16 protein-coding genes are annotated in these 21,183 nt (G+C 42.8%); 14 read left to right on the plus strand and 2 right to left on the minus strand.

Annotated features, from left to right (window positions below):
• Positions 1-247: 247 nt before the first annotated feature.
• The 6 genes from AC0NJP_RS08330 to AC0NJP_RS08355 all read left to right on the plus strand — a co-directional run bounded on the left by AC0NJP_RS08330 (position 248) and on the right by AC0NJP_RS08355 (position 6,199).
• Positions 248-844 (plus strand): LysE family translocator, encoded by a 597-nt coding sequence (locus tag AC0NJP_RS08330; protein WP_474699475.1) that lies wholly within the window; start codon positions 248-250, stop codon positions 842-844.
• Positions 845-849: 5 nt separating this feature from the next.
• The gene (locus tag AC0NJP_RS08335; RefSeq protein ID WP_474039653.1) at positions 850-1,626 is read left to right on the plus strand and encodes an AraC family ligand binding domain-containing protein; all 777 of its coding nucleotides are present in this window, start codon (positions 850-852) and stop codon (positions 1,624-1,626) included.
• A 149-nt stretch (positions 1,627-1,775) separates the two neighbouring features.
• Complete coding sequence (locus AC0NJP_RS08340; protein WP_474039652.1) at positions 1,776-2,573, plus strand: TrmB family transcriptional regulator; 798 nt, start codon at positions 1,776-1,778, stop codon at positions 2,571-2,573.
• Between the two features lie 45 nt (positions 2,574-2,618).
• Positions 2,619-3,449, plus strand: coding sequence for a pyrroline-5-carboxylate reductase family protein (locus AC0NJP_RS08345; RefSeq protein WP_474039651.1), 831 nt, complete (start codon positions 2,619-2,621; stop codon positions 3,447-3,449).
• 21 nt (positions 3,450-3,470) lie between these two features.
• Complete coding sequence (gene ppnP, locus AC0NJP_RS08350; protein WP_474039650.1) at positions 3,471-3,788, plus strand: pyrimidine/purine nucleoside phosphorylase; 318 nt, start codon at positions 3,471-3,473, stop codon at positions 3,786-3,788.
• A gap of 437 nt (positions 3,789-4,225) precedes the next feature.
• On the plus strand, positions 4,226-6,199 hold the full coding sequence (locus tag AC0NJP_RS08355) for a methyl-accepting chemotaxis protein (protein WP_474699476.1): 1,974 nt from the start codon (positions 4,226-4,228) through the stop codon (positions 6,197-6,199).
• Positions 6,200-6,269: 70 nt separating this feature from the next.
• Here AC0NJP_RS08355 and AC0NJP_RS08360 read toward each other — a convergent pair whose 3' ends face one another.
• Both AC0NJP_RS08360 and AC0NJP_RS08365 read right to left on the minus strand, forming a co-directional pair.
• Positions 6,270-6,857 (minus strand): TetR/AcrR family transcriptional regulator, encoded by a 588-nt coding sequence (locus AC0NJP_RS08360; protein ID WP_474699477.1) that lies wholly within the window; start codon positions 6,855-6,857, stop codon positions 6,270-6,272.
• Between the two features lie 20 nt (positions 6,858-6,877).
• Positions 6,878-8,875 (minus strand): oxidoreductase, encoded by a 1,998-nt coding sequence (locus AC0NJP_RS08365; RefSeq protein ID WP_474699478.1) that lies wholly within the window; start codon positions 8,873-8,875, stop codon positions 6,878-6,880.
• Positions 8,876-9,120: 245 nt separating this feature from the next.
• Between AC0NJP_RS08365 and AC0NJP_RS08370 the strand changes: the two genes are divergently transcribed.
• The 8 genes from AC0NJP_RS08370 to AC0NJP_RS08405 all read left to right on the plus strand — a co-directional run bounded on the left by AC0NJP_RS08370 (position 9,121) and on the right by AC0NJP_RS08405 (position 21,032).
• Positions 9,121-12,330 carry an EAL domain-containing protein gene (locus AC0NJP_RS08370; RefSeq protein WP_474699479.1) on the plus strand — a complete coding sequence of 1,070 codons (3,210 nt, stop codon included), beginning with the start codon at positions 9,121-9,123 and terminating at the stop codon, positions 12,328-12,330.
• Between the two features lie 118 nt (positions 12,331-12,448).
• Positions 12,449-13,573 carry a radical SAM protein gene (locus AC0NJP_RS08375; RefSeq protein WP_474699480.1) on the plus strand — a complete coding sequence of 375 codons (1,125 nt, stop codon included), beginning with the start codon at positions 12,449-12,451 and terminating at the stop codon, positions 13,571-13,573.
• 179 nt (positions 13,574-13,752) lie between these two features.
• Positions 13,753-15,363, plus strand: coding sequence for an anaerobic glycerol-3-phosphate dehydrogenase subunit GlpA (gene glpA / locus AC0NJP_RS08380; RefSeq protein ID WP_474699624.1), 1,611 nt, complete (start codon positions 13,753-13,755; stop codon positions 15,361-15,363).
• Positions 15,347-16,606, plus strand: a complete 1,260-nt coding sequence (glpB, locus tag AC0NJP_RS08385) for an anaerobic glycerol-3-phosphate dehydrogenase subunit GlpB (protein WP_474699481.1) — start codon at positions 15,347-15,349, stop codon at positions 16,604-16,606. Before glpA ends, glpB begins: the two co-directional genes overlap by 17 nt.
• Positions 16,599-17,783: an anaerobic glycerol-3-phosphate dehydrogenase subunit C gene (locus tag AC0NJP_RS08390; protein WP_474039643.1), complete on the plus strand. Its 1,185-nt coding sequence runs from the start codon at positions 16,599-16,601 to the stop codon at positions 17,781-17,783. The genes glpB and AC0NJP_RS08390 overlap by 8 nt, the downstream gene beginning before the upstream one ends.
• A gap of 308 nt (positions 17,784-18,091) precedes the next feature.
• The gene (locus AC0NJP_RS08395) at positions 18,092-19,174 is read left to right on the plus strand and encodes an NADH:flavin oxidoreductase (protein ID WP_474699482.1); all 1,083 of its coding nucleotides are present in this window, start codon (positions 18,092-18,094) and stop codon (positions 19,172-19,174) included.
• 166 nt (positions 19,175-19,340) lie between these two features.
• Positions 19,341-20,246, plus strand: coding sequence for a carbon-nitrogen hydrolase family protein (locus AC0NJP_RS08400; protein ID WP_474699483.1), 906 nt, complete (start codon positions 19,341-19,343; stop codon positions 20,244-20,246).
• Positions 20,247-20,393: 147 nt separating this feature from the next.
• The gene (locus AC0NJP_RS08405) at positions 20,394-21,032 is read left to right on the plus strand and encodes an alanyl-tRNA editing protein (protein WP_474699484.1); all 639 of its coding nucleotides are present in this window, start codon (positions 20,394-20,396) and stop codon (positions 21,030-21,032) included.
• Positions 21,033-21,183 lie beyond the last annotated feature (151 nt).

Here is a 21,183-nt window from a genome sequence, read left to right on the forward strand (position 1 = left end):
AAAGGATTTGCTGAGCAACTGGCTGACTCCGCTGTCGAACTGAACAAATTAGTTGCAACCTTTACAAGTTGCTTAAAGATTTGGATAGATCTACATATAGAAAAAGCTGTTACTGATTTATTTCAGTAGCAGCTTTTTTGCGCAAATTCGAGGATCTGATTCGTTTTCTTGCTTTGCAATAATGTACTATACCTACTTATCTTTTAGCTGTATTATCCTTGATAACAACTATTGAGGGGTGTATATCATGGATATTACAACTTTTTTTATATACTGCATTATTATAACCTTTACCCCTGGGCCGACTAATATTGTCATATTAGCTACAGTACAGGGATATGGAGTTAAAAAAGCGATGCAATATACCTATGGAGCAACGATTGCCTTTAGTATTTTACTTGTCATTTCCGCAATATTAAATACCATACTTGTAAGTGTAATACCTAAGATTTTGCTGATCATGCAGATTGTTGGCGGCTCTTATATCGCGTATTTAGCTTATCAGATATATAATATGGATACAGTAGATACAGCTGTAGCGGGAGTCGCCAACTTTAGCTCAGGGTTCATTATGCAGTTCGTAAATCCTAAGGTCGTGTTGTTTACTATGACAGTAATTCCAGGTTTTATTATGCCGTACTATACGGAATTGTATATGTTGGCAATATTTGTTGGGGTTATTAGTGTTATTGGCTTCTTAGCATTTGTGACTTGGGTGCTGTTTGGCGCAATTTTTAAAGAAATACTGCTGAAGTATCAAAAAATAGTGAATATAAGTATGTCACTTTTTTTACTCTATTCTGCTATAATAAGCTCGGGCTTGGTTGAAATGATTAGGTGGTGATGGGCGTGGAAAAGTTTATATATAAAAAATTGTCAAATATCACTGCATTATCGGCTAGTTTTACTGATTTCATGTATAAAAAGCATTGCCATGAAGAATACGCCTTAGGTGTAACGCTACGTGGTATTCAAGAGTATAATTTAGAAGGCAGTTTACATTCATCCTATGCTAGTGGGGTTATGCTGTTTAATCCCGAACAGATACATGATGGTAGGGCGCATGATAGGACGGGCCTTGATTATGTTATGCTTTATATTCAGCCACGGGTGTTTTTAGAGATACTAGGGAAAAGGAATATAGTTCGGTTTGTATCGCCTATTGTCTATAATCAAGGCCTTAGAAAACATATTTTGAGTCTTTCCAATGCCGTTTTGAGTGGAAAAGATGAGGACTTGTGTAACGAATTGCTGCTGTCTCTTATAAGTAAATTTGGACCAACTGAGATTTGTAAAGCGGATAAGAAAGATAGTAAACTAGTTACAAAGGCGAAAGAAATAATTTTTTCTAAACGAGAAGCGGTACTTAGTCTTGATGAAATATGCCAAGAACTTGCTATGTCGAAGTTTCAGTTTATCCGTTTATTTACTGCTAATACGGGAATTTCACCGTATCAGTATTTTATACTTTGCAAGGTACAGCGGGCCAAGCAATTATTAGAACGCAATGAAGATGTTTACTCGGCGATTGCCGAATGTGGTTTTGTAGATTTATCACATTTGAATCGGCACTTTAAGAGAATCTATGGAATAACAGCTTTTGAGTACAAAAGACATTTAATGTAATAGCAAAGAAGTGGCAATCCCTAATATGGGATTGCCACTTCTTTGCTATTATATTTTATTCTACTCAATATCAGTAGTTATTGCCTTTATTCTTACTCTTAGAGTAGTATATAGGTAAAAGCAAGGTAGCTGGTTAAAAGGAGGGTATTATGGATGATTTAATTCATAAGTTGACTCAATTAGGGTTCTCTACCTATGAAGCGAAAGCATATCTTGCACTTCTGCAAAAGAATCCGGCTATTGGATATGAAGTAAGCAAGATTGCCAAAATACCAACAGCAAAGATTTATGAAACTTTGACGAATTTAAAAAACAAAGGATTTATTCTATCAAGTACGTCTGAGCCGGTATTATATTATCCCATAGATCCTGATGTACTTCTGAGCAGAATTCATCGGGAATTTGACGAAAGAATGGAAAGCTTGAACGGGTTGCTAACTAAGGTAACACCAATACCGGATATTGATTTGACTTGGAACCTTTCAGGCTATCAGTCTGTAATTGAAAAAGCCGTTGAAGTTATTCAACATGCAACGAAAGATGTATTGGTTTCACTTTGGCCGCAAGAGGCTGAGGTGCTAAAAGAGCAGCTTGTTTTAGCAGAGCAGCGAGGAATACGGGTTATTGCTGGAGTATTTGGCTCTTATAGTCTCGGGTGTGCCTATACGATAAATCTGGATTCTTGCGGGGATAGCTCGCAAACACGACTAGGTAAGCGATTAAATGTCGTAGTTGGCGACTCAAATGAAGTTGTAGTTAGTGAGATGAGCGGTGATAAGGCAGCGACGGGAATTTGGACGACTACACCTTCCATCATCCTAATTACAAAAGAATATATCAAGCATGATATTTGGGGGAAAGCGCTTATTGATAAGTTAGGAAAAGAATGTTTTGATGAACTGTGCCAGGAAAGTGAAACCTTATCCTACTTAATTCGAAATCGTTGAAAGATCGCAAGATCACTAAATGCTGTAAAAGGAGGGATTTTCTTAATGCGTAAGCAACTAGAGTTACTGAATAACCTCAAAGTTGGAATTGTGGGATGCGGCCATCTCGGGCAAGCCATTACGCAAGTACTTCTCAGGCAAGGAATAAAAAAAGAAAATCTCCTTATTTCATACGGCGGAAGCCCTCAGACATACCAAAAGCTTGCAGCGAAGGGCTTGGATTCGTGTCTTACTACGAATCACCAATTGTTCCAAAGCGCGGACATTGTTTTAGTTACACTAAAGCCACTGGATATTTTTGTACTCAAGGAAGTTGCTATATCAAATGAGGTTCTCGTTGTCTCCTGTATGGCGGGAGTATCAACAGAAATGCTGGATCGGATACTAGGAAAGAAAGTCTATCGGATGATGTTTAGCGGACCGGATACGATAGCATCAGGCAAAGGGGTAGTAACGATGTATCCAGAGAATGATCTTTTGAAGGCGCTGCTTTTCTTGATGAATCAAACCTATGTTGATACAATGACGGAAGCTGATTTGGATATTTTTACTGTTGGCGTTTGTATGCCAGCGGCAATTTTGAAGCTGGAAAGTCCAGTCCAACAAAAAAAGGCGATTGACAGAATTAGCGTCGAATATCCGCTGTTTTCAGAGCTTTATACCTGGGCTTTAGGGGTGTTGCCTTCCTTTCAAAACGGTTCCGATAAAAGGGCCTATATTGAGAGAATGATTACGAAAGGAGGGGTTACCGAAGCAATTATTAAGAGTTTGATTAGTGGGGGCCAACTCGATGATTCCTTAAGGAAAGGAATTGCTCGGACAAAAGAAATCGTTTTTGAAATTCAGCAGTCAATTGATAACCAGGAGGAAGAGTAATTTATTTAACGGAGGGATACTATGGACAAGTTTGAAAATGCTACTATTGTTAAAAAGGCCAATGTGTATTATAACGGAAATGTAACGAGTCGTACCATTTTATTGGAGAATGGAATGAGAAAAACATTGGGCTTGATTTTACCAGGTCAATATGAATTCAGCACACAAGATAAGGAACAGATGGAGGTACTCGCAGGAAAGCTGGAGGTTTTGGCACCTGGCAGTACCGAATGGGAATGCTTTGAAGCCGGACAAACTTTTGAAATACCTGCCAACTCTACATTCAAGGTGTCTACGGATCAAGTGTCTGACTATTGTTGCTCATACATCAAGGCATAAGATTTGTAAATTGCAATAACCAATTTTAGAGCGTGAGATTTAATTTGTAAAAGGGGAAATTGCTAAAGTCACTGAAAGCGGTAGCCGAGGCATTGACGCCATGCAAGAATTTGCTGATCAACTGGCTGAGTTCGCTGCCAAGTTGAATAAATTAGTTGTCACCTTCAAAATCTAGTTGTTGCTTCAAGCTTTGGATAAATCTAACGCACAGAAAAGCTGTTACTGATTCATTTCAGTAGCAGCTTTTTTGTGCGAAACGGTTTAAAGGATGGCTTGTTATTTTTGGCAGAGGAAATTAATTACAAAACTTGTTATTTTCATGTTAATATTTATCAGAATTATGAGAAAAATAGCAGGGATTGTTCACTAATTAACGAATAGCTTAAAAACATAGCCATTTTAATAACACAAATTTTAAAAAGAGGAGGAACCGAAGCGTGAAGAGCATTCAGACTAAATTGACAGTTATAATATTGAGCATTTTTGTAGTTGCTACAGCGACTTTAGGGGGATTAAACTACTGGAAAGCTAGGGCTATTATTTTTGAAGATGTAACAACAAACTTGAAGAATGAAGCGCAAGATACGGCTGGATTGATTGATAACTGGCTTGAAACTAGTAAGCTGGAATTAGCCGGTATTGCTACATCGCCGGTACTTCAAGCAGCAAAAGGTGAAGAAATTGTTCCTTATCTTAAGTATCTTAAGCGGGAAAGAGGACGTTATGAAAATTACGGTTTTGTTTTTCCTGATGGTAAATATTATGATGAGGCAGGGAGTAGCGGTTCGCTGAAAGATCGAGCTTATATTCAGAAAGCTTTGCAGGGAGAAGCAGCGGTCTCAGATCCGGTTATTTCGCGCGGAACCGGAATATTAGTTACCCTTGTAGCTGTTCCGGTTAAGTCCAACAATCAAGTGGTTGGCGCTTTGTTTGGTGCAATCAGTATGGAAAATATGACAGAAAAAGTGCTGGGAAAACAGGTGGGTGATACTGGCTATGCGACGCTAATTCGCTCTGATGGGCTTACGATTATTCATCCTGATAAAAGTTTTGTAATGCAAGTAAATCCTGTTACAGATACTCGATTTTCTGAAGAGATTCGCTCTATCCATGCGAATATTATCAAAGGTGGAAAAGGCGTAACGCAATATTCTTATGCAGGTGTTTCGAAAATAGTAGCGTTTACGCCGCTAAACAATGCGAAATGGTTTCTCACGATCAATGTCCCGACTGCAGAAGTGACGGAATCGTTATCATCCTTAACCTGGATTTCACTAGTGACTATTCTCGTTGTTCTTGTGCTTACTGGTATTATTATTGCGTTCTTTGCTCGGCGAATTGCCCAACCAATTCAATCACTGGAATTGGCAGCTAATAAAATAGCGTCTGGTGATTTGTCACAAACGAATCTCAACATTCAATCGAATGATGAAATCGGGCGCCTGGCCAAAAGCTTTGAGAAGATGACCCAAAATATTAGTCGGTTAATTCAGCAGATATCGAATAATGCAGAACAGCTAGCTGCGTCTAGTGAGGAGCTCACGGCTAGCGCGGATGAGTCAACGCAGGCAGCCAATCAGGTTGCTGGTTTGATTCAGGAAGCTGCCACCGATGCATCAACGCAGATGAGAGCAGCAGATGAATCATCTGCTAGTGTAACTGAAATTTCGCTTCGCATCGAAGAGGTTGCCAGTAATGCCAATTCTGTGGCCAATCAGACCGAGTCGGCAACGGCTAAAGCGCTTCAAGGCGAAGCCGCGGTAGACAAAGCGGTTACTCAAATGGGACAGATTGAACAAACTGTCAACACCTCGGCGCAAGTGGTAGTAAAATTAGGAGAACGATCTCATGAAATTGGTCAAATTGTGGAGGTTATTTCTGGAATTGCTGGACAAACTAATTTACTTGCTCTCAATGCTGCTATTGAGGCTGCTCGTGCAGGAGAACAAGGGAAAGGTTTTGCTGTAGTAGCGGAGGAAGTGAGGAAATTAGCGGAACAATCTGAGGTAGCAGCGAAAAAGATCTCTGATCTGATTGTTGAAATTCAAACAGATACGGGTAAGGCTGTTCAGGCTATGGAACAAGGGACTCAAGAGGTCAAAATCGGAGCAGAAGTTGTAAATGCCGCAGGCGTTTCTTTTCGGGAAATTGCTGTTTTGGTGACTGATGTATCTGGGCAGGTTAAAAATATGTCTAAGGCGATTCAAGACATGTCGCAAGGCAGCCAAAGAATTGTAAAATCCGTCAATGCGATTAATGGCTTGAGTAAGAAAAATGAAGGGGCCTTCCAGGGGGTATCAGCAGCAACGGAAGAACAATTGGCATCTATGACTGAAATTGCACGAGCTAGTCGAGCTTTGGCAACACTGGCGCAAGAATTGCAAATTGCCGTAAAAAATTTTAGAACATGATTGATTTATGAAATAGCTTTATAAAAAGGACAAGGAATTTGACGTTGCGTCAGTTCCTTGTCCTTTTTCGTTAGGCCTGGTAGCGCAGGCCATTTACCATGATTTGCATAACTCGTTTCATTTCCTGTTTTAAGTCGATAGAGCCGTCGTAGAGGCACCATTCATAGACGACGCCGCGGCCTGCTATGAAGAGAATGTTAGTTATTTCTTGGGGCGATAGGCTGGGAGAAATCTGTTGCGACTGTTGTCCTGCTACAATAATTGCACAAAGTATGTTTTGCATAGCGCGGCCTTTAGTAATAAACATCTTATTGTCTGCCGTATAGAGTTTTTTTACCATGTCTAAGCCGTTTAATAGGGTAAAGTCAGCATAGCGATCAAAGAATTCAACGATTTGATCTAAAGGCTTTTCTGCTTCTAGCTGACTTTCCACGTGGTTTTCAAAGTATTCATCAGCCTTCTTGAAAATTTCACTAAATAACTCAAACTTAGAAGGAAAGTAATAGTAGTAGGTACCGACGGAAACGCCTGCATCCGCAGCAATTTGTTCTACTGTAACCTTATCAAAGCCGTATTTTCGAATGAGCTTTACGCCACAGTCGAAAATTTTTGCTTTGGTAGCGGCAGCTTGTTTGGCGCGGTTTGTCATAGTAGACATAAGATCACCTCGATCAATCTCTATAGATGGGCAGCTACTTCATAGGCATCCCAGATTGCATACATAATGTTTGACACTTTGCGGGCGTCGCCGATTAGATGCAGTTCAGCGATTTCATATTTAAATGCCTGGTACAGAGAATTTTCCGAAGTGTAGCCTACGGCTAGAATTACACTGTCAGCAGGGGAGTCCTGCTCTTGTCCATTATGCTGGATTAAGACGCCTGTTGGTGTGGTTTTTAAAACTTTGGCATCTGTTAGTACAGTAACGCCGCAATAGGGAACTAGTTTTTCTAGCATATCTGAATTGGCATGACAGAGGGGGCCGTTTAGGGCGAGTAGCTTGTCTTGAATTTCCACTAGAGTAACCTTTGTATTGGCTTTGGCCAGCCAAATAGCAAGTTCGCAGCCCACTAAGCCGCCGCCGACAATCACGACCTGATTACCTGGTTCAACTTGTTTTAGCAATACTTCGGCAGCCGAGTATACCTTGCTGTTATCGCCGAGACTGAATCGCTTTGGTTTAGAACCAGTTGCGATTATCAGGGAATCGGCGGAAGTTTCTTTTATCATAGAAGGAGTCATTTCTGTATTGAGATGGATTTCTACTCCCAATTTGTTGAGGGTATGTTCATACCAGGCGACAAGGGCGTGATCATCCTCTTTAAAATCGGGCGCTCCGCCGGGAATCAGATTTCCGCCAAGGCGGCTAGTTTTTTCATAAATCACTGGGCTATGTCCGCGCAAGGCTAAAACTCTAGCGGCTTCACAACCAGCAACACCACCGCCGATAATGGCGACTTTTTTTCGGATTAAGGCGGGCGTTAATGCAGCTTCTTTTTCCCGGCAGGCCGCAGGATTTACGGCGCAATTTAAGGCCGAGTATTCTTGAATGCGTCCCATGCAGCCTTCCTGGCAAGAGAGACAGGGACGAATTTCAGCTAACTTATTGGCACGAAGTTTATTTACGTAATTTTCGTCCGCTAAGAGGGGGCGACCGAGGCTGATCATATCGCAAGCGCCATCATTGACAGCTTGCAGGGCTAAGGCGGGGTTATCCATTCGTCCGGCACATAGAATGGGCACGGAGACGACGTCTTTAATGATTTTCGCGTAGGGGATATAGAGACCTTTTTCTTGATACATCGGGGGATGGCTCCACCACCAGGAGTCATAGGAACCAACATCAATATCGAGGGCGTCATAGCCATAGGCGACTAACAGTTTGGCTGCTTCAATTCCCTCGGGAATATCCCGGCCTTTTTCTTCAAATTCCTCGCCAGGCAAAGCGCCTTCCCGCCAGTCTTTAATAAAGCTTTTCGGACTGTAGCGTAAAGTAACAGGGAAATCCTGACCGCATCTTGCTTTAATTTCTTCCACAATCTCCCGAGCAAAGCGCAGGCGATTCGGCAAGGCTCCGCCGTACTCGTCGGTGCGATTATTAAAGAAGGAAATGGCAAATTGATCGATAAGATAACCTTCATGTACAGCGTGAATTTGTACGCCGTCAAAACCAGCGCGTTTAGCCTGAAAGGCCCCCTCGCCAAATTTTTTAACGATGGTTTTAATTTCTTCGATAGTAAGCTCCCGGCAGGTTTTATCAAGCCAGCGATGTTTGATTGGCGAAGGCGCCACCGGGGGGAATTCTCCTAAATTAGTTGGGATTGTTACCCGACCAAAGCCGCCGCTAAGCTGCAGAAAAATTTTCGCGTCATAGGCGTGGATGCGTTCCGTCATTTCCCGGGCGGTACGGATAAAGTGGAGCGGATTATGGGTGGAACAGGGAACACTGGGCATGCCATGCTCTTCAATGACGTTATCAACAAAAGTTACGCCTGTAATGATCAGACCAGTGCCGCCGCGAGCGCGGGCCGTATAATATTCGATGCCGCGCTGGTTAAAGCCGCCCTCGGCGTCGGCTAGACCTAATGGACCCATCGGCGCCATGGCAAAACGATTTTTAATTTCTAGGGAACCAATTGTTACAGGTTCAAAGAGTTTTTTATATTTGTACGACATACAAGACATCCTCATTTCATCTAGTGTATTCAGTGAATTGATTAAGTTAATTTTATAACAAGCAGAAAGAAGCGTCAAGGCTTGGTATTTTTGTCGATAAATTACCCTGATATGTTTATTCGTTGACAGTTGATTCCAATAACAGTACTATTTAGATAATAATTACGACTAAAATGATGATTATAGCTGAACTGTTGAAATAAAATTTGCCAATATATCAAACTTTAGCCCAAGGAGTGAGACATGTGCATGATTGGAAGGAGAAATATCAGAAAAATATCAATAGTACGATCCCACTGGCGTTTCAATACATTGCGGAACGGGTCTTGGATGGGATTTTAGTATTTGATTGTTCGGGGAAAGTGGTATATACCAATCATGCAGCGTCTAAGATTTATGGGTATTCTGCTGAGGAGTTTAAGCAACTTAGCTTTCATGAATTGTATGCGATCCAAGAAGAAAGTTGTTTTGACAGACTGATGAGATCCGCGCGACAAGAGGCTGTCTTGTGTCAAGAAATTCACAGGAAGCGGGATAAGCTGACGTTTGCGGTAAGAATAAAGTATTGTAAAGTTCGGTTGGAAGAAACTGAATTTCTGATGGGCATTTTTAATGGGAAAGAAGGAAATCAGGCCGATAAGCTGCTTCCTGACGACAGTGAAAAGAACTATCAACTGCTTCACGAAGAGCTACTAGCCGCCTATGAAGAGCTCATGGCATCGGAAGAAGAATTGCGACAGCAATTCGATGAACTTCTAAGCAAGGAAGGAAAAATCTATCAACAAAATACAGTACTGAACTTGCTGCATGAAATGACGGCAGGCCTCATGACAGATAATGATTCTGATGATGCTATCTTTGAAAAGATTGTCGCCGGAGTTAAGGAGCTGTTTCAAGCTCCTCATACATATGTGCATGTTTTCGATGAAGCTAAGGGGACCTATACAGTAAAAACAGGGACTGGGATGTTTACCACTCATAAAAATGAAGTGGATATTACCAAGGCATTAGTCGGACAGGCTTACCGAACTGGTAAAGTTGCCGCTGTAAGTAATTATCATGCTTGGAAAGATCGGTTACCTCATTCTATATTTGACAATGTAGATTATTGTGTGGTAATGCCGCTTAAACAAAAAGACAGGATGTTTGGCGCTCTAGGGCTCGTCTTTGTTGAGCCAGGTCGGGTTTTATCAGAAGAAGAACTTTTTTTGTTGCAACGCTTTGCTGATCTGGCAGCCATTGCTTTGCGTAACTTTTTCTTAGTAGCTTCTTTGCGCAAGAAGATCGAAGAGCATCAACGAGAAGCTAAGCAGCGCAGGCAGTCAGAAGAAAGATTTTTTACAGCTTTTCAAATGAGCCCTAGTGCTGTAGCCATTGCCAGAATCGATGGCACCTATGCCGATGTCAACGAAAGCTTTTGCCAAAGTACGGGTTATACGAGAACTGAATTGATCGGCAGTACACGAGAACAAATTGGCCTTTGGCATGAAGCAGATAAAAAGCGATTGTTAGAGGAGCTCGAAAAACAGGGGCAAGTAAATAATCTAGAAGCATGGTTTCGTCGGAAAGATGGACGAGAAATTTGCGGACTGATGTCAGCGAGAATGGTCACCATTGAAGATGAAAGATATATTTTAACGATTACTCATGATATTACGCAGCGAATACAGGCGGAGCGGCAGCGCAGGCAACAGGAAGCGGCACTGATCGATAGCCGGAATATGCTGGCTGTCGCAGCTGGGCTGGCGAGTTTAGGACCATGGGAATATACTCCGTCAACGGGGCTATTTACTTTTAGCGATGAGTTTTATAATATATATGCTACGACTGTAGAACGCGAAGGACCCTCGATGTCGTGGGATCACTATGCTCAAGAATTTGTTCATCCCGAAGATCTGTGGATGCTAAAGAATGAACAGAACTTTCTTATTTTCGGTGAACGGGACGAAGCAATTGAACCGGTCGATGATCTGGTTCATCGAATTATCCGGCGAGACGGTCAAGTCCGTACTGTTCTGGTGCGGCGATTTGCTGTAAAAGATGCGGCAGGTCGCTTTATCAAAGTTTACGGTACCAACCAAGATATTACTGAACGCGTGAAGATTGAAGCCGAAAGAACTCGGCAGGAGGAAGCCATTAAGCATATGGCTTATTTTGACTCATTGACAGACCTGGCCAATCGGCGGCAGTTAAATGAATGGTTAGCTGCTGAAATGGAACATGCTCGTAAAGGTCAGGTTTGCGGCGCTGTTTTGTTTATCGATTTAGATGACTTAAAACTCATTAATGATACTTATGGCCACACTTATGGCGATAAAATTATTGTGGAGGCAGGGCTTAGAATTGTTAGTATAGTGGGAAAAGATGTTTTTGTGGCTAGAGTAGGCGGCGATGAGTTTGTTGTCGTTCTTTCAGGCATTAAGGAACACAGTAAAATCAAGAAAATTGTCTATGAGCTAAATATGGCATTAGGAAGAACCAAAGAAATTTTTGGCAGCCAGTTTCACATGGCGGCGAGTATTGGTATTGCTGCTTATCCTGCTGATGGCAGTACAACAGAAGAAATCATTAAAAATGCCGATAATGCCATGTATGCTGCGAAAAGAGGCGGCAAAAATTGTTGGCGCTTTTATACAGAAGAGATGCAACAGGAAGCCTATCAGGAAATGCGATTGACTAACTCGCTGCGTTATGCCTTGGCGTTACAGGAGTTTTCACTTGTTTATCAGCCGCAGATTGATCCTGTCAGGAAAAAAATCATTGGCTTTGAAGCGCTGTTGCGTTGGCGTAGCGCCGAACATGGCATAGTATCGCCGTTGCAGTTTATACCGCTTGCTGAACGCGCTGGTCTGATTCCTGATATTGGACAATGGGTGCTCAACGAAGCCTGCCGCTTTGCTCACCGTCTGACAGATCAAGGGTGGAGCGAAGTTCATGTTGCCGTAAATATATCGGCCAAACAAATTATCAGAGATGATTTTATTGCTATTGTTTTAAGTGCGATTGAAGCAGCAAAGATTGAAGCGCAACAGTTGGAGTTGGAAATTACCGAGAGCTCGCTGATGGCGTCAATGGAGGATGCTGTCAGTAAACTAATTCAGCTTAAGAACCTAGGAATAAAGCTGTCCCTTGATGATTTCGGTACGGGCTTTTCCTCATTGACTTATTTACTGAATTTACCTGTGACAACACTTAAGATTGATAAGTCTTTTATTGATATGATCACAGCTGAGGTTCCCGGGGTAAAAATTATCAGTTCGATCATTAACATGGCTCACGATATTAATATGAAAGTTGTGGCGGAAGGAGTAGAGACGGAAGAACAATTGGCCTATTTGCTGGATCACCGGTGTGATTATATTCAAGGCTATTTGTTTAGTCGCCCGCTTACCGAAACTGCGGCAATTCAACTACTTATAGAGCAGGCAGAGAATCTATATAAGCCGATAAAATAGTCTAGTGTAGTTAAAGTAGTTGAAGGAGATAAGTAAGATTTATGGAAATATAATAAGTTTGGCACAAATATGTGTTATATTTTTAATATAAAACAATGAATAGATAGGCGGATAGATAATGAAGATTTCGAAGCAAGATGCGTTAATCTGGTTTGATTATTTTTCACAAATGGGCGATAACGAAGCATTTACTGTAAAACATGAAGAGATTGTTTATGCGGTCTTTGCTCAAATTGAAGCAGCAATTGATCAGCGCAATGAACAGCTAATGGCTGAAATTACAGACTTAAAAAACTTAGAAAATAGGACTTTGTTTGTTGGTAATGACAGCAAATTTCCCAAAGGCTGCCGCTCCTGCCTGCTTGGGACAGGGCTAAGTGCAATTCGAAAAACGAACAAATGCAATTTGGAATGTAAGTTCTGTTATAATTATGGCGAGCTAGATGATATTCGGCCCGTTGGCGAGGGCTTATGGGATATTGGCGGCACGAAATTTTATGAGAAGGATCTCGATTTGCTTCTCTCCATTCACAAAAAGCCAACAGGGATTTCTTATGTTTATTTAGAGCCGTTCATGGAAATTGAAAAATACTATTCTATTATTCGAAAATTTAGCGAAGCTCAGATTCACCAGCACTTATACACCAATGGCACATTAGCGACCGAAGAAACTTTGAAAGCCTTAGGCGAAGCGGGTCTTGATGAGATTCGCTTTAATCTCGGCGCTTCTAACTGTGCCGATAAAGTCATTGCGAATATTGGTTTGGCAAAAAAATATATTAAAAATGTAGGAATTGAAACGCCTATGACACCGGAGTTTTTCGAAGCGTTTTTCAAGAAGAAGGAAGCCATTTTTGCCACTAAACTTGATTTTATCAATTGTGCCGAACTTCATTTAAATGCCAATAATATTGATAATTACTATGGGGAGAATATGTATATTTCTCGCCATGGTTATATATCACCGATTTGGAGTCGAGAACTGACTTTGAAATTCATGAAAATTGCTGCGGCAGAACAATGGGACTTGGTTGTTCATGACTGTTCTAATAATACCAAATTTGCCCGTAGCTTAAATTTGAGCAGCAAAGAAGGCATGTGGTTTGGCGCCAGTAATTATGCCTGTGAGTTTGCGATGATTCCTTATGAAGTTTTTATGCCAATTCTCAATGATGATAATTTTAAGTTTTTACAGGAAGAAGAACTGCCTGAAGAATATAAACCGGAACTCGTTGTGTTGTAGATTTTTACTTTTTAAAAAGTTTAGAATTGAAAAGGAATTTTGCCTGTCTATAGCTAATATAATTAGGCACGTATCTTATAATATATAAAGCGGATCAGAGAATAAGAGAGGTCCAATTACTTCCGGCAAGCATCGCTGCCGGAGTAATTGGGCTTTTTTCTTTTGGAGGAGGGCATATGATAAAACATTTTGACGTAATTGTCATTGGCGGCGGCGCAACAGGTACAGGAATTTTGCGCGACTTGTCTATGCGCGGCATTAAGGCGCTCTTAGTAGAACAGCGTGATTTGGCTTATGGCACAAGCTCGCGGTTTCACGGGCTCTTGCATAGTGGCGGCCGTTATGCTGTGAAAGATGGCGCGGCAGCGCGGGAATGTATTGATGAAAACACCATATTGCGACGTATTGGCAAGTATTGTGTGGAACCAACCGAAGGTTTTTTTGTTCAGGCGAAGGGTGACGGCGAAGAGTATGCGCTAAAATGGTTGAAAGCTTGTGAAGAAACGGGAATCCCTGTATCAAAGCTATCCGTTGACGAGGCGCGCAAACTAGAACCCGCATTATCGCCAGATATCGAGGCGGTTTATCGTGTGCCTGATGGGGCGATTGATGGCTTCCGACTAGTATGGCAAAATGTCCAGTCGGCACAGCGCTATGGCGGCGTTGTTCAGACTTATACAGAGGTTGTAGCGATCCATCATAGTAATGGGCAGGTTACTGGTGTAGTTGTCCGCAATACTTTGAGCGGCGAACAGGAAGAACTTAGCTGCAATATGATCGTGAACGCTGCCGGTTCCTGGGTGGGGAAAATTGCGGCTCTAGCGGGAGTCGAAGTCAATGTTCATCCTGATCGCGGTACGCTCATTGCTTTCAATCATCGGTTTACGAACCGGGTTGTGAATCGTCTGCGTCCGCCGGCGGATGCTGATATTTTCGTACCGCATGGTTCGATTACCATTCTTGGCACTACCTCAGTCGCTACAGATAGACCCGATGATTTTGCTGTTAGCAAGGATGAAGTTGTGCGTCAAATGAATGAAGGCAAGGCGTTGTTTGGCGATATTTATGATTACCGTATTTTACGGGTTTTTTCGGGCACGCGGCCCATTTATAGCCCCGGCGGAGCAGGACGGAGCGCCTCGCGCAATTTCGCGATTCTTGATCACGAAGAAATTGATGGTTTGCACGGTCTTGTTACCATTGTTGGCGGCAAGTTGACAACATATCGCCTCATGGCTGAAAAAACGGTAGATAAAGTATGCCAACTGCTCGGGATTCAGGCAATTTGTCGTACTGCCGACGAACCTTTAGTGGCGCCTGTCCCCGAGTCAATTATGAGTGCGGCTAAACAGCATTTACCAGCGTTTGGCGTGGAACGGGCGGCAGCGCGGCTCGGCAGTCAGATGGAAGCGGTGGCGCAGTGTATCGAGAAGGATAAAACAAAGAGTCAGCTTGTCTGTGAATGTGAAATGGTGACTTTGGCTGAAATCGAAACAGTGGCAGCTGATGCGGCAACTTTCACGCTTGATGATATTCGGCGTAAAACACGTATGGGCATGGGAACGTGCCAGGGCGCTTTTTGCGGCTTGCGGGGAGTCGGTGTTATGGTAACGCAGGGACTGCATCAAGAGCGACCGGCGACGGAAGTACTCTCTGAGTTTTTGGAAGCGCGGTGGGGCGGCGTGCGTCCTGTCCTGTGGGGCAATCAATTGAGAGAAACAGAGCTTACGCGTGCGATTTATGGTGCGACATTAAATATCAATGGAGAGATGCATGATGAAAAAGAGTGATGTCATTGTCATTGGCGCAGGCCTTGCTGGCTTAACAGCGGCATCAGCGGCGGCGAAAGGCGGCCACAGTGTGACCCTATTGACGAAAGGGGTCGGAACACTGGCCTTTGGCGGCGGTGTCATTGATATACTAGGCTATGCACAGCAGCGTTGCCTGCAGAGCCCCCGTGAAATTTTTGCGGCTTTACCTAAAGAACATCCCTATGCAATTAGCGGTCAAGCGGCTGTGGAACAAGGCGTCGAATATATTCGCAATCTTTGCGCGGCAGCGAATTATCCTTTGGACGGTTCACTTGATGAAAATATTTTCATTCCGACAGCGGCGGGAACCTTGAAACCAAGCTGTTTGGTACCGAGAACGATGAATGCCGCTGATATGCCAGCAGCAAAGGCAATTACCGTGATTGGCTTTGAAGGCCTTAAAGATTTTTATCCGGCTATGGTTATTATGGGCCTTAAAGGTCACAAGGGATATGGCGAGAAACAATTTTCATCCCTAATGGTACGGACTGATTTAGCGCAAGGCCGAGATATTACGAACTTAGATATAGCCAGATGGCTTGATCAGGAAGCGGCGCAGAACAGTCTAGTTCAGCAGATTTCTGCAACTGTTGCCCCTGGTAGCTATATTCTCATGCCACCTGTGCTGGGAACTGAGCCAAGTTATGATTTGTGGCAGAAGGTAGAAGCAGCCACAGGCTGTCGCGTTGTGGAAGTAGCAGCGCCGCCGCCAGCAATTACGGGCAGTCGGCTGCGGACGTTACTCATGCGAACGATCAAAGCGCAGGGGATCCGGCTGATTGAGCATACTCATGTGAGACGGGCCGAATATGAGGGAAAACGCTGCAGCGCTGTGATTACGCAGCATTTAGATCGGGAAAGAAGATACGAAGCGGGAGCTTTTATTTTGGCGGCAGGCGGATTTTTAGGCGGCGGCTTAGACGCGACGCCGGAAGGCTTCTATGAACCCATTTTTAACCTGCCTGTTACTTCAGAAGGCTTAGCTTGCGCGCCAAGCGGCAGCTTGTTTGATTCGAATGAAGTATTTCGCGCCGGAATTCGTGTCGATGCTTTGCTACGGCCTTGCGACGCCAAGGGCAATATGCTGTATGAGAATCTCCATGTGGCTGGAAAAATGCTGGCAGGTTATGATTACTCTGTTGAGAAATCCGGCAATGGCGTGGCTGTTGTTTCGGGATTTCAGGCAGCTCAGGCTGCGGTAAGGAGTGGGAAAAATGATTAAACAAAACACAATTGATCGCTGCACAGCCTGTGCGTCCTGCGTTATTGAGTGCCCTGTTACGAAAGCGACTGGAGAATTTCGCGGTCCGAAACTGCTCGGACCAGGTCAGGAACGGTTTCGTCTATTTGAAAACGATTTAGAAGCGTCCATTGACTACTGTACGAATTGCAAGAACTGCGATATTACTTGCCCCTCGAACGTGCCTGTATCGACATTGAATATGCTGGCTAAAACCGAGCTGTATCGCAAAAAGGGCCATCGCCTGCGGGATTGGATTTTATCTCATGGCGAATTGTTTGCGAAGCTAGGCAGCCCGGTAGCGCCGTTGACGAACTTTGGCATGAATTTTCCTGTCACCAAGGCCGTCTTGAGCTCCATTGGCATCGCAAACCGTCCGCTGCCATCTTACGCTAGCAAAAGCTTTTATCAACGCTTTAACGCTTATAAGCAAAAGCCAAGCGACAAGAAAGTCGTTTTCTATCCCGGTTGTTATATTGGCTACAATACGCCACAGGTCGGGATGGATCTTGTCGAGATTCTCCAAGCCAACGGTATCGAAGTCATTGTACCTGATGTTGTCTGTTGCGGTACGCCAGTCGTTTCGAATGGTTATATGGATACGGCTCGTGAAAAGGCGAAACATAATATTGCCGAGCTAGCCAAATGGGCCGAGAAGGGCTATCCGATCCTGACTTGCTGTACGAGCTGCGGGTTGATGCTGAAACAGGAATACTTGGAGTTGTATCAGATTGATGGCGCTGAAACAGTAGCGCAGCACCATTATGATGCTGGTGAATATTTATTAGAGTTGCAAGAAGCCGGGAAATTAACTGTGAACTTTACAGCGCCGCCGGGAGAATTTTTATATCATGCGCCTTGCCATATGCGGGCGCAGGGGATTGGTCTGCCTGGATTTGAGCTGCTAAAGGATATTGACGGAATGCAGATCATCGAAGCAAACGCTGGTTGCTGCGGAATTGCCGGAAGTTATGGTTTTAAGCAGGAGAAATATGATATTTCCTTGAAAATCGGTGAAAAACTTTTTGAAGCAGTCCAGAAGAATCCTGAGGCAATTGTTGTTACGGAGTGCGGCACTTGTCAATTGCAAATCACGCACGTAACCGGGCGAAAAGTGCTTCATCCCATATCGCTCTTGCGGCAAAGCATGACTAACTAATTATTTTAATAGGCTCCAACCTTGGCATTGTAGCAGCAACGGTTGGGGCTTTGTTTTCATTGAATTATTCTATTTAGTACGGCTAGTGGTGTTTGCATTTTGTAAATGCTGGTATCTAAAAGGTTACTATAGTACTTTAAAGTGCGTACTTGCTAAAAGAACACTAATGCTATATTATAAGTTCATAGCAGATTTAATTTAGTAGATTTAGCTATACCGCAAGCCGTTTTGTTTTATCTAAGGCTTGCGGTATAAAAATGGCATATTGGTGTATATGCACGCTATAATATAAATTAGGAGGAATTGTAATGAAATCTTTATTTGACTCAGTGAACTTAGCGGGAATGTCAGTTAAAAATCGGTTGATCCGTTCTGCTACTTATGAGGGGATGGCCAATCAACAGGGGCATTTGACGCAAGAGTTATTTCAACTTTATGAAGACCTAGCCAAGGGCGAAGCTGGTATCATTATTACTAGTGTTACGGCTGTGAGCCCACGTGAAAAATGGATTCCTTGGCAACTCGGCATTGACAATGATAGTTTTATCGAAGAATATAAAAAATTAACTGACACAGTGCATGAATATGGTGCGAAAATTATTATGCAGATTGGGGCAATTGGCGCTCAGACTATGGATGATAACAATCCAGATCGTGCCATGAAAGGTCCTAGCGCGGTCACCGATATAGGTTATGGTACTACACCGCTAACCTTGGATCAGGAAGAGATGCTGGCTTTTGAAGAAGAATTTGCTGCCGCAGCTTGGCGAGCAAAACAAGCTGGTTTTGATGGAGTACAGGTGCATGCTGCGCATGGTTATTTGCTAAGTAAATTTCTTACGCCCTATTATAATTTGAGAACAGATCAATATGGGGGCAGTATCGAAAATCGCAGTCGATTTTTAGTCGAAACATTTCAGCGAATTCGCGAACGAGTTGGTGTCGACTATCCGATCCTGCTCAAAATAAATGCTGACGATTTCATGGAAGCTGGCATGTCTTTTGAAGAATGTAAATATGTGTGCCAAAAGCTGAAGATCTTTGGTTTAAGTGCCGTAGAACTGAGCGGCGGAAGTCGATCTTCGCGACAAGGCGAGGGATATTCACGTCCCAATCCGCGAGTTCACTCCTATTTCTTTTCCTATGCGAAAGAACTACAAAAGGAAGTTGCGGTTCCGGTTATTGCAGTCGGGGGAAATCGTGATTTTGTGGCAGTTACTAATTTGCTCAATGAAAGCGAGATAGACTTCTTTTCTTTTGCCAGACCGCTGATTCGGGAACGAAATTTGTTCAGTCGCTGGAAGTCTGGTGACACGGCGCCTGCCTTGTGCATTTCCTGTAATCGCTGTTCTAAGTTTGGAAATAATCATTGCATCTTTAACGAAAAATGATATGAAGCTGTTCTTATTAATAGTGATAAAATGCAGGGTAACTTTTGCTATTTAGAAAAGATGGTGCTACAATTTAAATTATACATAATGTACAAAGAAGTGCAGGACAGTGCTAATGCTGTCCTGCCTTTTTTTGTAGCTTATGAATTTTAGGAGGTGTTCTAGTATGTTTAAAGATGTACTAACTATTTCTGTTGTTACGTTTAACGCCGTATGGGGAAATAAGGAGAAAAACCTCAATCGAATTAAGGATTACATTGAATGCGCCGCTCGGAAAGGAAGTCATTTCGTAGTGTTTCCAGAGATGTGCTTGACTGGTTATGATGATGAGGCAGCTAAACCGAAAGCCGAAAAAATGCAGAGCTTGTTGGCTGAGACTATTCCTGGACCGGCAACGAATCAAATTGCTGAACTGGCAAAACAATTTGGACTGTACATCATTTTTGGTATGCCGGAAAAAGACGCGCAAAAATCCGATACAATCTATAATGCGCTGGCTATTTTCTCACCTGAGGGACTCGTCGGTTCTTATCGTAAGATGCATTTGCCTTCCCCGGAACCAAACTGGGCAACGCGGGGCGATAAACCATTTATTTTAGATACACCATGGGGGCCTGTAGGCTGTAATATTTGCTATGACTCTTATTGTTTTCCTGAAATGGTTCGTTATTATGCCGCTATGGGTTGTCGGCTATATATCAATTCGACCGCTTTGGCTAAATGTCATGGCCGCGGCTTGGGGACAACAACGTTGGAAGCCAGTGTGATTCGAGAAGGCGTTTATATTGCTTCGGCCAATCTTGGCGGTTTAGATGTAGATAATTACTTCTGGGGCGGTAGTAGTATCATTGGTCCTAGCCGAAAGACTTGGGAACCTTATTATTACGCTGGCCACAAATTTACAGATGAAGTGGCTGATGAATCGGAGATGTTTACTGCAACTATTGATCTGTCGCTGGCGGAGCGCGGGCTTTATAAGCACAATCCCGCTGTAGATGGGACTGATTTTAGACCTGATAAGTATATTGCTATGTACCAAGAAATTCTGAAGAATCCTGATTTCGGTAAATAGCATTGGCTTAACTATAGTAGAGCAAGGCATCGATTCCTGTAGTACAGGGGATCGATGCCTTTTGCGCTTTGAAAATGAGATTAGATTCGTTATCCTTAAAGTGATATAATAAAAACTAAAATGTTGACGTGATAGGAGAAGCGAATCATGTTTGTTATAAAAAAGTTTTGGGAAGATCCTTATCTAACCGAATTAGACGCTAAAGTAACGAGTGTTGATGGCGATCATGTCACAGTTGACCAGACGATAGCCTTCGCCTTTTCCGGCGGGCAAGAATCAGATACTGGCACTATTGGTGGCTATAAGATCTTGAAGGCGGAAAAACGAGATCAGCAGATTGTCTATCAACTGGAAGGCCATAATCTTTCAGTTGAAGACGCTGTTTTAATCAAGATTGACTGGGAACGGCGTTATCGTCTTATGAGACTGCATTTTGCAGCAGAGATTGTTCTGGAGCTGGTAACTCAGCGATTTAATCATCCCGAGAAGATTGGGGCGCATATTTCCGAAGACAAGGCAAGAGTCGATTTTTATTGGCAAGGCAACATCTCGCAAATTTTTGATTCGTTGCAAACAGAAATAGAAACTCTTGTTAAAAGCAATTTGCCGATCCGAAGTGACTTTAGCGATACTCTAAATGAGGTTCGTTTTTGGGAGATCGAAGGCTTCGCCAAAGTTCCCTGTGGGGGAACTCATCCGAAACGAACTGGCGAAGTTGGCGAGCTTTTGCTTAAAAGAAATAATATTGGTAAAGGTAAGGAAAGAATTGAGATATATTTAAAATAGTCCAGGTTTTGTTTATTGAATTTCAAAAAACGCTATGATATGATGAAGACAAATAAAAAGACTGGAGTTGAAAAGATGATTATTCTTTCTTGCTAAGTTTACAAAGCATAATAAATGATAGAGCGAGGACGCCTCTTGTTTTGTTATGCCT

The organism is Pelorhabdus sp. sgz311002 (assembly GCF_056134285.1).

Excerpts from the sequence above, each read along its gene's own strand:
- AC0NJP_RS08340 (WP_474039652.1), top strand. The coding sequence starts at position 1,776 with ATGGATGATTTAATTCATAAGTTGACTCAATTAGGGTTCTCTACCTAT.
- AC0NJP_RS08375 (WP_474699480.1), top strand. The coding sequence starts at position 12,449 with ATGAAGATTTCGAAGCAAGATGCGTTAATCTGGTTTGATTATTTTTCA.
- AC0NJP_RS08400 (WP_474699483.1), top strand. The coding sequence starts at position 19,341 with ATGTTTAAAGATGTACTAACTATTTCTGTTGTTACGTTTAACGCCGTA.
- AC0NJP_RS08395 (WP_474699482.1), top strand. The coding sequence starts at position 18,092 with ATGAAATCTTTATTTGACTCAGTGAACTTAGCGGGAATGTCAGTTAAA.
- glpB (WP_474699481.1), top strand. The coding sequence starts at position 15,347 with ATGATGAAAAAGAGTGATGTCATTGTCATTGGCGCAGGCCTTGCTGGC.
- AC0NJP_RS08390 (WP_474039643.1), top strand. The coding sequence starts at position 16,599 with ATGATTAAACAAAACACAATTGATCGCTGCACAGCCTGTGCGTCCTGC.
- AC0NJP_RS08345 (WP_474039651.1), top strand. The coding sequence starts at position 2,619 with ATGCGTAAGCAACTAGAGTTACTGAATAACCTCAAAGTTGGAATTGTG.
- AC0NJP_RS08405 (WP_474699484.1), top strand. The coding sequence starts at position 20,394 with ATGTTTGTTATAAAAAAGTTTTGGGAAGATCCTTATCTAACCGAATTA.
- AC0NJP_RS08365 (WP_474699478.1), bottom strand. The coding sequence starts at position 8,875 with ATGTCGTACAAATATAAAAAACTCTTTGAACCTGTAACAATTGGTTCC.
- ppnP (WP_474039650.1), top strand. The coding sequence starts at position 3,471 with ATGGACAAGTTTGAAAATGCTACTATTGTTAAAAAGGCCAATGTGTAT.
- AC0NJP_RS08330 (WP_474699475.1), top strand. The coding sequence starts at position 248 with ATGGATATTACAACTTTTTTTATATACTGCATTATTATAACCTTTACC.
- AC0NJP_RS08360 (WP_474699477.1), bottom strand. The coding sequence starts at position 6,857 with ATGTCTACTATGACAAACCGCGCCAAACAAGCTGCCGCTACCAAAGCA.